Origin of the sequence: Falsiroseomonas sp. HC035, assembly GCF_050563525.1 — a bacterium.
Taxonomy (GTDB): domain Bacteria; phylum Pseudomonadota; class Alphaproteobacteria; order Acetobacterales; family Acetobacteraceae; genus Falsiroseomonas.
The window spans coordinates 135,345-147,831 of the sequence record NZ_JBNXUN010000007.1 but is presented as its reverse complement, the minus strand read 5'-3'; the positions used below and the strand labels follow the sequence as shown (position 1 = coordinate 147,831).

The window sequence follows — 12,487 nt, the reverse complement described above, 5'->3', positions numbered from 1 at the left end:
CCATGCAGCTCGCGCTCTGGACCTATGAAGGCCCCCCCCATATCGGCGCCATGCGCGTCGCCACCGCGATGGATGGTGTGCACTACGTGCTGCACGCGCCGCAGGGCGATACCTACGCCGACCTGCTGTTCACCATGATCGAGCGCCGCAGCAAGCGCCCGCCCGTCACCTACACCACCTTCCAGGCCCGCGACCTGGGCGGCGACACCGCCAACCTGTTCCGCGAATCGGTGCTCGATGCCTATGAGCGTTTTCGGCCGCAGGCGATGCTTGTCGGCGCGAGCTGCACGGCGGAGCTGATCCAGGATGATCCGGGCGGGCTCGCCAAGACCCTCGGCCTGCCGATCCCGGTCGTGCCGCTGGAACTGCCGGCCTATCAGCGCAAGGAAAACTGGGGCGCGGCGGAAACCTTCTACCAGCTCGTCAGGGCCTGCGCCGGGCCGCATGTGCCGAAGCCCGGCACGGTGCGCGCCAAGGGCGCGGTGCCGCGCTGCAACATCCTCGGCCCGACCGCGCTCGGCTTCCGCCATCGCGACGACGTGCCGGAGGTGGAGCGGCTGCTGTCCGCGCTCGGCATCGAGGTCAACGTCATCGCGCCGATGGGCGCGACGCCGGCGGATCTCGCGACGCTGGGCGACGCCGATTTCAACGTGGTGCTGTATCCCGAGACCGCCGGCCTCGCCGCCGCCTGGCTGAAGCGCAGCTTCGGGCAGCCGAGCACCACCGTGGTGCCGATCGGCGTCGGCGCGACGCGGGATTTCGTCCGCGAAGTGGCGCAACTCGCCGGTGTGCCGGCGACGACTTCGGAAGGCGCGCTGCGCCTGCCGTGGTACTCGCGCTCCGTCGACAGCACCTACCTCACCGGCAAGCGTGTCTTCATCTTCGGCGATGCGACCCACGCCATCGCCGCGGCGCGCGTGGCGCACCAGGAGCTCGGCTTCACCGTCGTCGGCCTCGGCAGCTATTCGCGGGAATTCGGCCGCGAGGTGCGGGCCGCCGCGGCGCTGTATGGCGTGGAGCCGCTGATCACCGACGACTACCTGGAGGTCGAGGCGCAGATCGCGGCTTTGCAGCCGGAACTCGTGCTTGGCACGCAGATGGAACGCCATGTGGCGAAGCGGCTTGGCGTGCCCTGCGCGGTGATCTCGGCGCCTGTGCATGTGCAGGATTTTCCGGCGCGCTTCTCCCCGCAGATGGGGCTCGAAGGCGCCAACGTGATCTTCGACACCTGGGTCCATCCGCTGATGATGGGCCTGGAGGAACATCTGCTTGGGATGTTCCGCGAGGATTTCGAGTTTCACGACGGCGCGCAGGCGTCCCACCTGGGACACGCCGCGCCGTCACAGTCGGGCAGAGAGGCAGCGCCCGCCGCGCAGCCCATGCCCGTGCCCGCGGCGGAGACTCCCCACTCCGCCGCGGGCGCCCTCATTTCGACGTGGGGCCTGGATGCCGAGAAGGAGCTGAAGAAAATTCCCTTCTTCGTCCGCGGCAAGGCCCGGCGCAACACGGAACGCTTCGCGCAGGAACGGGGGATCGGCACCATCACGGTCGAGACCTTGTACGACGCGAAGGCGCATTTCTCGCGGTGAGGCATTCCTCTCGCCGCAGGACCGGAGGGCCGCATGCCTGAGGGTATGAACTGGGTTTCCGCGACCACGATCCGTATCGTCGTGGTGACGATGGACAGCCACCTGGCCGGCGCCATGATGCAGGCGCGGGATGCGCTGCGGCAGGATATCCCCGGGCTGGAACTGGCGATCCACGCCGCCGACGAATGGGGCACGGATGCGGAGGCCCTGAAGGCCTGCAACACCGACATCGCCCGAGGCGACATCGTCATCGCGACCATGCTGTTCCTGGAAGACCACATCAACCTGGTGCTGCCGGCGCTGCGGGCGCGGCGCGATGCCTGCGATGCGATGGTGTGCTGCATGTCCGCCGGCGAGGTCATGAAGCTGACCCGCATCGGCCGTTTCGACATGGGCGCCGAGGCCCGCGGCGTCATGGGCCTGCTGAAGCGCCTGCGTGGCTCGAAGAAGTCCGGCGCAGCATCTTCCGGCAAGGGCCAGATGAAGATGCTGCGGGAGCTGCCGAAGCTGCTGCGCTTCATCCCCGGCACCGCGCAGGATGTGCGCGTGTATTTCCTGGCGCTGCAATACTGGCTCGCCGGCAGCCAGGCGAACCTGGCCAATCTGGTGCGCCTGCTCGTGAACCGCTACGCGGCCGGGCCGCGCCGCGCGTTGGTCGGCACGCTGAAGGTGGCGCCGCCCATCGAATACCCCGAGGTCGGGCTGTATCATCCGCGCATTCCGGGCCAGGTGACGGATCGCGTCGCCAATCTGCCGGGCCGTGGGCGCAGCGGCACGGTGGGACTGCTGATCATGCGGTCCTACGTGCTGGCCGGCAACGCGGCGCATTATGACGGCGTCATCAACGCGCTCGAGGCGCGCGGCCTGAACGTGGTGCCGGCCTTCGCCAGCGGCCTCGACAATCGCCCCGCCATCGACGCCTATTTCCGGCGCGAGGGCATCACCACCGTGGACGCCGTCGTGTCCCTGACCGGCTTCTCCCTGGTCGGTGGCCCGGCCTACAACGATGCGCGCGCGGCGGAACAAACGCTGGCCACGCTCGACGTGCCCTACATCTCCGCGCACCCGCTGGAATTCCAGACCATGCGGCAGTGGCAGGCAGACCCGCGCGGCCTGCTGCCCGTGGAAGCCACGATGATGGTGGCGATCCCGGAGCTCGATGGCGGCATTCTGCCGATGACCTTCGGCGGCCGCTGTGGCGCTTCCTCCACTGGCGTGCGCTGCCCCGGCTGCGATGGCGTCACCTGCGGCCGCGACATGGTGTCCTACACCGAACGCGCTACGACGCTGGCCGCGCGGGTCGCCAAGCTGGTTGCGCTGCGGCGTGCGACGCGAGCGGAACGCAAGGTGGCGGCCGTGGTCTTCAACTTCCCGCCGAATGCCGGCAACACCGGGACCGCCGCGTACCTGTCCGTGTTCCAGTCGCTGTTCAACACGCTGCGGGCGATGCGCGATGCTGGCTACACGGTGGAGGTCCCCACCGACGTGGAGACGCTGCGACGTGCGATCACGGAGGGCAACGCCCAGACCTTCGGCGCCATTGCCAACGTCGCGGCGCGCATCCCGGCCGACGACCATGTGCGGCGCGAAGTGCACCTGTCCGAAATCGAGCGCACCTGGGGCCCGGCGCCCGGCCGCGCGCAGTCCGATGGCGCCAGCATCTTCGTACTGGGCGCGCAATTCGGAAATGTCTTCATCGGGGTGCAGCCCGGCTTTGGCTACGAGGGCGACCCGATGCGCCTGCTGTTCGAGCGCGGCTTCGCGCCAACGCACGCATTCAGCGCCTTCTACCGCTGGATCCGGGAAGATTTCGGCGCCCACGCCGTGCTGCATTTCGGCACCCACGGCGCACTGGAGTTCATGCCGGGCAAGCAGGCCGGGCTTTCCGCCGAGTGCTGGCCGGACCGGCTGATCGGCGACCTGCCAAACCTGTACCTGTACGCCTCGAACAATCCGTCCGAGGGCATGCTGGCGAAGCGGCGCGCCGGCGCCTCCCTCATCAGCTACCTGACGCCGCCGGTGACCAGCGCCGGGCTGTACCGCGGCCTGCTGGACCTGAAGGCGACGCTGGATCGCTGGCGCGCGCTGGAGCCGGAGTGCGACGCGACGGTACGCGCCTCCCTGGCCGAACTGGTGCAGGCGCAGGCCGCCGCGGTCGACCTGACGCCGGCCGAGCCGGCCTGGACCGAAGCCGAGGCGCCTGCCGTCATCCAGAAGCTTGGCAACGAGCTGCTTGAGTTGGAATACACGTTGATTCCGCACGGCCTGCATGTGGTGGGCGAGGTGCCGGATGCGGCGCAGCGCCGCGACATGCTGGAGGCCGCCGGCGTGGCCGACGCCGCGGAGTTCGCACGGCTCGACGAGCTTCTGGCGACCGAGCACGAGCTACCGGCCATCCTGCACGCGCTCGATGGCGGCTACACGCGCCCAGCGCCTGGTGGCGACCTGCTGCGCACCACGGATGTGCTGCCGACCGGCCGTAACCTGCACGGCTTCGACCCCTTCAAGATCCCCTCCGCCTTCGCCGTCAAGGACGGCGCCCGGCAGGCGGACCGGCTGCTGGCGCGCCACGCGGCGGACGGCAAGGGGCTGCCGGAGACAGTGGCGATCGTGCTGTGGGGCACCGACAACCTGAAGACGGAGGGCGGCCCGATCGCCCAGGCGCTGTGGCTGATGGGCGCCGAGCCGCGCCACGACAGCTACGGCCGCCTGACCGGCGCGAAGCTGGTGCCGCTGGACGTGCTGGGCCGGCCGCGCGTCGACGTCATGGTGACGTTGTCCGGCATCTTTCGCGATCTGCTTCCCTTGCAGACAAAGCTGTTGGCGGAGGCCGCCCTGCTGGCGGCAAGTGCCGAGGAGCCGATCGAGCAGAACTACATCCGCAAGCACGCGCTGGCCCACCTGGCACAGCATGGCGGCGAGATGGCGCAGGCCGCGCTGCGGGTGTTCGGCAATGCGGACGGCGCCTATGGCACCAATGTCAACCAGATCCTCGACGCAGGGCTGTGGACGGATGAGGACGAACTCGCCGACGCCTATGTCAAGCGTAAGGGCTTTGCCTACGGCGTGGACGGCAAGGCGGCGCGGCAGGACCAGGTGCTGACGCAGCTGCTCGGCAGCGTCGACGTCACCTACCAGAACGTCGACAGCGTCGAGGTCGGGCTGACGACGATCGACCAGTACTTCGACACGCTCGGCGGCATGAGCCGCGCAGTGCGGCGTGCGCGGGGTGGCCAGGAAGCCAGTGTCTATGTCGGCGACCAGACCCGTGGTGAAGGCACCATCCGTAGCGTCGCCGAACAAGTGGCGTTGGAGACCCGGACGCGGGCACTGAACCCCAAATGGTTCGAACCGCTGCTGGCGCATGGCTACGAGGGTGTGCGGCAGATCGAGGCGCAGGTCACCAACACCATGGGCTGGTCGGCGACAACCGGCCAAGTGGCACCGTGGATCTACCAGAACCTGGCTGAGACCTACATGCTCGACCCCGCGATGCGCGCGCGCCTCGCGGCCTTGAACCCCACCGCTTCCGCGAAGATCGCCAACCGGCTGATCGAGGCGCAGGAGCGGCAATACTGGCAGCCGGATGCCGAGACCCTGGCCGCGCTACGACGCGCGGGCGAGGAGCTCGAGGACCGGCTCGAAGGCATCACCGAGGAGATGGCGGCATGACCGTGATCGTGCGACCGCGCCCCGACGAACGTCTCATCGGCGATGGAGATGGCAGCGTGCAGGTGCATATGCCGGACCCGCTGAAGATCGACGGCGCCAAGGTCTTCGCGGTGTATGGCAAGGGCGGCATCGGCAAGAGCACCACATCCTCCAACCTGTCTGTCGCCTTCGCCAAGCTGGGCAAGCGCGTGCTGCAGATTGGCTGCGACCCGAAGCACGACAGCACCTTCACGCTGACCGGCCGGATGATCCCGACAGTGATCGACGTGCTCGACGGCGTCGGCTTCCATTCCGAGGAGCTGCGCGCCGAGGATTTCGTGGTCGAGGGTCGCCACGGGGTGATGTGCGTCGAAGCCGGTGGCCCGCCGGCCGGCACCGGCTGCGGTGGCTACGTGGTGGGCCAGACGGTGAAGCTGCTGAAGGAGCATCACCTGCTGGAGGACACGGACATTGTGATCTTCGACGTGCTCGGCGACGTGGTCTGCGGCGGTTTCGCGGCGCCGCTACTGCATGCGGATCGTGGCGTGATCGTCGCGGCAAATGACTTCGACAGCATCTTCGCGATGAACCGGATCGTCGCCGCCATCAAGGCGAAGTCGCAGAACTACGGCGTGCGGCTGGGCGGCGTGATCGTCAACCGCTCCAAGGACACCGACCAGATCCAGAAGTACAACGATGCGACCGGCATGAAGATGCTGGCGCACCTGCCGGACCTCGATGTCATCCGCCGGTCGCGTCTGAAGAAGGCGACGTTGTTCGACATGGAGCAGTCACCGGAGGTCGAGGGCGTCTGCAACGATTACCTGCGCCTCGCGGCAGGCCTGCTCGCCGGCGTCACGCCACTGGAAGCGACGCCGCTGAAGGACCGTGAGATCTTCGACCTGCTGGGGTACGATTGATGACCAGCGCCAGCTACCAGGCCCGCCGCGGCGAGCTGGAAACCTATTTCGACCGCACTGCCGTCAAGGCCTGGGAACGCCTGACCTCCGATGCGCCAGTCAGCGGCATCCGCGCCACCGTCCGCGCCGGGCGCGATGCGATGCGCAGGCAGTTGCTGTCCTGGCTGCCGCCGGACCTGCGCGGCAAGCGCGTGCTGGATGCCGGCTGCGGCACCGGCGCGCTGGCCGTTGAAGCGGCGCGCCGTGGGGCGGAGGTGGTGGCTGTCGATATCTCGCCGACCCTGGTCGCGCTGGGGCAGGAACGCGCCGCGGGCCAGCACGGTGCCGGCCATGTCAGCTTCCATGTCGGCGACATGCTGGACCCTGCCTTTGGCCGCTTCGATCATGTGGTCGGGATGGATTGCCTGATCCACTACAAGCCGGCCGACGTGCTGCGCGCGCTGGATGGGCTGGCCGGGCGGACGGAGAAGAGCATCCTGTTCACCTTCGCGCCGCGCAGCGCCTTCCTGATGGCGTTCCTGACGGTCGGTCGCCTGGTGCCGCGCGGCGATCGCTCCCCGGCGATCGTGCCGGTGGCGGAGGCGACGCTGCGTCGGCTGGTGTCTGGCCATCCGACAATGGCCGGCTGGCATCCGGTGCGCACGCATCGCGTGGCCAGCGGCTTCTATACCTCCCAGGCGCTGGAACTGGTGCGGCGATGACGAAGCGACCCGGCCGGATCATCCGACTGTGGCAGGGCGTGGGGCCGCATCTGCTGCCCTTTGCCAACGCCACTTCGGATCGCCTGCCGATGTCGCGGCTGCTGCGGCTGTCGTTGTTCCAGATTTCATGCGGCATGGCGGCGGTGCTGCTGGTCGGAACGCTGAACCGCGTGATGATCGTGGAACTTCATGTGCCGGCCTGGCTGGTTGCTTCCATGGTCGCGCTGCCGCTGGTCTTCGCGCCGGCGCGGGCGCTGATCGGCTTCAAGTCGGATACCTACAAATCAGTTCTCGGCTGGAAGCGCGTGCCCTATCTGTGGCTCGGCACCATCATCCAGTTCGGCGGCCTGGCGATGATGCCCTTCGCGCTGCTCGTGTTGTCCGGCGATACCTGGGCGGAGCCCTGGGCCGGGCAGTTGGCCGCGGCCATCGCCTTCCTGATGACCGGCTTCGGCATGCACATGGTGCAGACCGTGGGCCTGGCGCTGGCGACGGACCTTACGCCGCGCGACCAGCAGCCAAACGTCGTCGCTATGCTGTCGGCGATGCAGCTTGTCGGTATGGTGCTGTCGGCGCTGGTGTTCGGCGCGCTGCTGGCGGATTTCTCGCAGCTGCGGCTGATCCAGGTGGTGCAGGGTGCCGCCGCGCTGACGCTGGTGCTGAACCTGGTCGCGGCCTGGCAGCAGGAAGTGCGCGATCCCTCCCGCACCGCTCGCACTGGCGAGCCGGAGCCGACATTCCTCGAGGCCTTCCGCGCGCTGCGCAAATCCGGCCCGTGGAACCGTCGGCTGCTCGGCGCCGGCATTGGCACCGCGGGCTTCACCATGCAGGACGTGCTGCTGGAGCCCTATGGCGGGCAGATCTTGGGGCTCTCGGTCGGTGCCACCACGGCGCTTTCGGCGCTGCTGGCGGGCGGCGCGGTCATCGGCTTCCTGCGCGCGGCGCAGCGGCTCGGCCAGGGTGCCGATTCGCATCAGGTCGCGGGCCATGGCGCGCTGGTCGGCATCGCCGGCTTCACCGTCATCATCTTCTCGGGCGCCTTCGGCAGTGGCGCGGTGTTCGGCGGCGGCGTGGCGCTGATTGGCTTCGGGGCCGGACTGTTCGGTCACGCGACGCTGACCGCTTGCATGCGCGCGGCGCCCGCGGACCAGGTGGGCCTTGCGCTCGGCGTCTGGGGCGCGGTGCAGGCGACGGCCGCGGGCTGTGCGATCGCGCTGGGCGGCGTGCTGCGGGACGTGATGTCCTCTCTCGCGACATCGGGCGCGCTGGGGGAGGGGCTGGCCCTCGCGGCCACTGGCTATGTCAGCATCTACCTGATCGAGATCGCCCTGTTGTTCGTCACCCTCGCCGTGGTCGGGCCCCTGGTCCGTAATCGCGGTGCGTCACGTCCACAACAAGCCGCCGGCCTCGCCGGTCCGGCACACGTCTGACCATCCAAAGAAGTGGAGGCCCACATGCCCGGCGCACATCAATTCGTTCAAATGGATCTGGCGGCAGGGCTGCTCTACGCCTTCTTCGCCTTCTTTTTTATCCTGGTGCTGTGGCTGCATCGCGAAGGCAAGCGCGAGGGCTATCCCCTGATCTCGGATCGCCCAAGCCACCCGCTGCGCGTGCCGATCGAAGGCTTTCCCGGCGTGCCGCCGCTGAAGGTGTTCAAGCTGAAGCATGTCGATCCGCACCTGCTGACGCGGCAGGAGCGTGATCTGACCGGATTGGTGGAATCCGCGGACCGCTTCGGCGGCTCCCCGTGGGTGCCGACGGGCGATGCGATGCGCGACGGCATCGGCCCGGCCGCCTATGCCGAGCGGGCCGATGTGCCCGACCTGACCTTCGACGACGAATCGCCCAAGATCGTGCCGCTGCGCGCCGCCCCGGGCTACACGATCGGCGAGACCGATCCGGACCCACGCGGCAAGCCGGTGATCACGCTGGATGGCCGCATCGCCGGTGTGGCCGTGGACCTCTGGGTCGACAAGTCGGAGCTGATCCTGCGCTACATCGAGGTCGAGGTGGCCGGCAGCGCGCGCCGCGTGCTGGTGCCGATGTTCCTGGCCACCATCAACTCGGCCGGCACGGTCCGCGTCATCTCCGTCACGGCCGCACAACTCGCCGCCGCACCGGCCATCGCGATGCCGGAGCAGATCACGCTGCTCGAGGAAGACAAGGTGGCGGCGTATTTTGGCGGCGGCCACTTCTACGCAACCCCCGAGCGCAGCGAGGCGCTGGTATGAACAAGTACAACGGAATCGCCGAGCATGACGGGGAAGCCATCCCCGGCCTGCCTGGCCCACTGCCGGCGGGTGAGAGCATCCTGTGGCAGGGCGCGCCGGAATGGCGCGGAATCGCGCGGCGCGGCCTGTTCGTGCGCGGCATCGCAATCTATTTCGTGCTGCTCGCGGCGCTGCAGGCCGGCAACCTGGCGACACAGGGCGCCGGGGTGATGGACATGGTGGCAGGAGCCAGCCTGCTGGTCGTGATCGGCGTGGTGCCGGTGGCGCTGCTGCTGCTGTTCGCGGCGCTGTCGGCGCGCACCAGCCTGTACACCATCACAAGCCGCCGCATCGTCATGCGGGTGGGCGTTGCTCTGCCGATGACGGTGAACATTCCCTTCGTGCTGATCGACCAGGCGTCGGTGGCGCATCATGCCGACGGCACCGGGGACCTGGTGGTGAAGCTGGTGGCGCCGCATCGCGTCTCCTGGATCGCGCTTTGGCCGCATATCCGCCCCTTCCGCGTTGCGCGGCCCGAACCCATGTTGCGCGCATTGAAGGATGCGGATGTGGCGGCGCAGGTGCTGTCGCGCGCGCTGGCGGCGGCGGCTTCCCTGCCGGTGCCGGCGCTCGCCGCGGCGCAGGACAAGCGCAATGCCGGCCGTGCCGAAGCGATGGCCTGAAGGGGGGGGAGGAGACCATGCCGGAAGCCATCGAGGTCCACCCGATCCTTCGCCGCCCGGCGCTGGTCTGCGGCGCGATGGTGGCGGGCATGCTGGCGCTGGTCCTGGCCAGCCCCTTCCTGCCGAATGCGCGCGACGGCCAGGTGCCCGTTGCCGTGGCGCAGCGAGACCTGCATTTCACAGATCGTGCCGATGGCGGCGTCTCCATCACGGAGGCGCCGTCCGGTCGCCCGGTCGCGACGCTGGAGCCGGGCGAAGGGGGCTTCGTGCGCGGTACCGTCCGCGGCCTGGTGCGCGAAAGACGGCGCGAAGATATTGGTTCTGCCATACCGTTCCGGCTCACGGCGTGGCAGACTGGGCAACTGACGCTGGAGGACCAGGCAACCGGTCGCCGGCTGGATCTGACGGGCTTTGGCCAGACCAATTCTGCGGCCTTCGCCCGGCTTCTGACCAACAGGGAGTAACCAGGATGAACGGCCGCTGGGGAGCGGGCCGGGCACTCTTCGGTGGGACCAGGACCTTCGAAGTGCCCTGCACGGTGGATATCGAGAGAACCGCGGACAGCTTTCATGTCTATGCGGTGCCGGAGGACGTGTTCCTGCGGCCAGGCGACAAGGTGCTGGTGCACAACATGCCGGACCATGTCGCCTTCGGGGAACGCACCTCGTTCCAGACCCGCGCGACGGTGATGCGCGCCGGGCCGCTGACCCGCTGGTGGACGCAGTGGGTCGCGATTTTTGAATTGACGGAGCTGTATCACTGCGGTTTCGAGCCGAAGGAGGCCGCCGCATGGAACGCCTGATCCTGGATGGTCCTGCGGTCGCCGACCCGGTCCTGGCCAACATCACCGCCCCCGGCATGACACCGGGCGGGCGCCCCGATGCGGATGGCATCGCGACGAAGATGGCGTTGACCGAGACCGCGCTGTCGCCGCGCTTCTACACGACCGATTTCGCAGCGATGGACAAGATCGACATTGAGCCCGTGCGCCGGCAATGGGATGCGATGATGGCGGAGTTCCACGCCGATCCGAACAAGGGCCACTTCACCCGCACCGCCGAATTCGACGAGTTCGACATCAAGGCGCTGCCGGAGCCGTTGCAGAAGGAGCTGCTGGAGTTCCTGATCAGCTCCGTCACCGCCGAATTCTCCGGCTGCGTGCTGTACGCCGAAATCAAGAAGCGCGTCACCAACCCCGACATGAAGGACATCTTCGGCGTCATGGCGCGGGATGAAAGCCGGCATGCCGGCTTCATCAACGATGCGCTGAAGGATGTCGGCGTCGGCGTCGATCTCGGCTTCCTGACGAAGGCGAAGAAGTACCACTATTTCCAGCCGAAGTTCATCTTCTACGCGACCTACCTGTCCGAGAAGATCGGCTACGCCCGCTACATCACCATCTTCCGGCAGTTCGAGCGGCATCCGGAGCTGCGGTTCCACCCGATCTTCAAGTGGTTCCACAACTGGTGCAATGACGAGTTCCGCCACGGCGAGGCCTTCGCGCTGCTGATGCGCGCCAACCCGCATCTGCTGTCGGGCGGCAACGTCTACTGGGTGCGGTTCTTCCAGCTCGCGGTCTTCGCCACGATGTATGTGCGCGACCATGCGCGGCCGGAATTCCACAAGGCGCTTGGCATGACCCCGACCGACTACGACATGCAGGTGTTCCGCATCACGGAGGAGATTTGCCGTCAGGTCTTCCCCGCCACGCTGGATGTCGACAACCCGAGCTTCCTGCGCGGGCTGGAGCGGTTGCGGAAGGTCAACGAGGCAATGGCCGCGGCGCGGGCGCAGGGCGGCGTCGTCGGCACCCTCAAGCGCTACGGGCTGATGGCGGCAGCCGGCGCGAACTTCGCGCGGCTGTACTTCCTGCGGCCGCGGCGGCACGACCTGCCGGCCGATCCGCGCCTGCAGCCGGCCTGGTAGAATCATGGCCGATCATGGGCTGCCCGCGCTGTTCACCCTGTTCATCTGGTGGTTCAGCACGGGCGTCATCCTGTACCTGGACGGGCTGCGGCGGGAGACCTTCCGCTGGACCATGCTCGGCGCCACCACGCTGTTGCTGGCGGCGCTGGCGGGGCTGCATGCCTCGGCCTGGGACACGACGACGCGCGGTGCCTATCTCGGCTTCATCTGCGGGCTGTTGGTCTGGGCCTGGATCGAAACGGCCTTCCTGACCGGCCTCGTCACCGGGCCCAACCGCAGCGCCTGCCCGCCGGGCGCCAAAGGCTGGCCACGGCTGCGCGCGGCGCTGGGTGCGGTGTTGTGGCACGAGATCGCCATCATGGTCGCCGCAGCCGCCATCGCCGTCGCCACCTGGGGCGCGCCGAACCGCATCGGGCTGTGGACCTTCCTGGCCTTCTGGGCGATGCGGCAGAGCGCGAAGCTCAACGTCTATCTCGGCGTACGCAACCTGGCAGAGGCGTTCCTGCCCGAACATCTGCGCTACCTCGAGAGCTTCTTCCGGCGCCGGCGGATGAATGCGCTGCTGCCGGTCTCGCTGCTGCTCGGCGGCGTGGCCTGCGTGCTGCTGATGCAGTCTGCCATCGCTGCGGATGCCACGCCGCATGAGGTGGCGGGGTTCACGCTGCTCGCCAGCCTGGTTGCGCTGGGGCTGCTGGAACACGTCTTCATGGTCATGCCGGTCCCGGCGGATGCTCTCTGGCGCTGGGGCCTCGCCTCGCGCAAGGATCGTCCGGCGCCGGCAGCCGTCACGTGACTGAACGAAAAAGA

The 12,487-nt window shown here is 68.3% G+C and carries 11 protein-coding genes; all 11 read left to right on the top strand.

Features of this window, described 5'->3' with window-relative positions; all coding sequences use genetic code 11:
- Positions 1-2: 2 nt before the first annotated feature.
- From bchB to puhE, 11 genes are read left to right on the top strand one after another with little or no spacing between them, the layout of a single operon-like run.
- The gene (gene bchB, locus ACLF3G_RS16680) at positions 3-1,589 is read left to right on the top strand and encodes a ferredoxin:protochlorophyllide reductase (ATP-dependent) subunit B (RefSeq protein ID WP_430670526.1); all 1,587 of its coding nucleotides are present in this window, start codon (positions 3-5) and stop codon (positions 1,587-1,589) included.
- 33 nt (positions 1,590-1,622) lie between these two features.
- On the top strand, positions 1,623-5,261 hold the full coding sequence (locus ACLF3G_RS16675; protein WP_430670525.1) for a magnesium chelatase subunit H: 3,639 nt from the start codon (positions 1,623-1,625) through the stop codon (positions 5,259-5,261).
- Positions 5,258-6,160, top strand: coding sequence for a ferredoxin:protochlorophyllide reductase (ATP-dependent) iron-sulfur ATP-binding protein (gene bchL, locus ACLF3G_RS16670; protein WP_430670524.1), 903 nt, complete (start codon positions 5,258-5,260; stop codon positions 6,158-6,160). The genes ACLF3G_RS16675 and bchL overlap by 4 nt, the downstream gene beginning before the upstream one ends.
- Positions 6,160-6,861, top strand: coding sequence for a magnesium protoporphyrin IX methyltransferase (gene bchM, locus ACLF3G_RS16665; RefSeq protein WP_430670523.1), 702 nt, complete (start codon positions 6,160-6,162; stop codon positions 6,859-6,861). The genes bchL and bchM overlap by 1 nt, the downstream gene beginning before the upstream one ends.
- Entirely contained in the window at positions 6,858-8,291 is a 1,434-nt protein-coding gene (locus tag ACLF3G_RS16660) for a PucC family protein (protein WP_430670522.1), read from the top strand. Before bchM ends, ACLF3G_RS16660 begins: the two co-directional genes overlap by 4 nt.
- A gap of 51 nt (positions 8,292-8,342) precedes the next feature.
- A complete protein-coding gene (puhA, locus tag ACLF3G_RS16655) occupies positions 8,343-9,092 on the top strand; it encodes a photosynthetic reaction center subunit H (RefSeq protein WP_430670521.1) in 750 nt (249 codons plus the stop codon).
- Positions 9,089-9,754 (top strand): photosynthetic complex putative assembly protein PuhB, encoded by a 666-nt coding sequence (gene puhB / locus ACLF3G_RS16650; RefSeq protein WP_430670520.1) that lies wholly within the window; start codon positions 9,089-9,091, stop codon positions 9,752-9,754. The genes puhA and puhB overlap by 4 nt, the downstream gene beginning before the upstream one ends.
- A 17-nt stretch (positions 9,755-9,771) precedes the next feature.
- The gene (gene puhC, locus ACLF3G_RS16645; RefSeq protein WP_430670519.1) at positions 9,772-10,218 is read left to right on the top strand and encodes a photosynthetic complex assembly protein PuhC; all 447 of its coding nucleotides are present in this window, start codon (positions 9,772-9,774) and stop codon (positions 10,216-10,218) included.
- Positions 10,219-10,223: 5 nt separating this feature from the next.
- Positions 10,224-10,556 carry a hypothetical protein gene (locus tag ACLF3G_RS16640; protein WP_430670518.1) on the top strand — a complete coding sequence of 111 codons (333 nt, stop codon included), beginning with the start codon at positions 10,224-10,226 and terminating at the stop codon, positions 10,554-10,556.
- Positions 10,544-11,680 carry a magnesium-protoporphyrin IX monomethyl ester (oxidative) cyclase gene (gene acsF, locus ACLF3G_RS16635; RefSeq protein WP_430670517.1) on the top strand — a complete coding sequence of 379 codons (1,137 nt, stop codon included), beginning with the start codon at positions 10,544-10,546 and terminating at the stop codon, positions 11,678-11,680. Before ACLF3G_RS16640 ends, acsF begins: the two co-directional genes overlap by 13 nt.
- A gap of 4 nt (positions 11,681-11,684) precedes the next feature.
- Positions 11,685-12,473 (top strand): putative photosynthetic complex assembly protein PuhE, encoded by a 789-nt coding sequence (gene puhE / locus ACLF3G_RS16630; RefSeq protein ID WP_430670516.1) that lies wholly within the window; start codon positions 11,685-11,687, stop codon positions 12,471-12,473.
- Positions 12,474-12,487 lie beyond the last annotated feature (14 nt).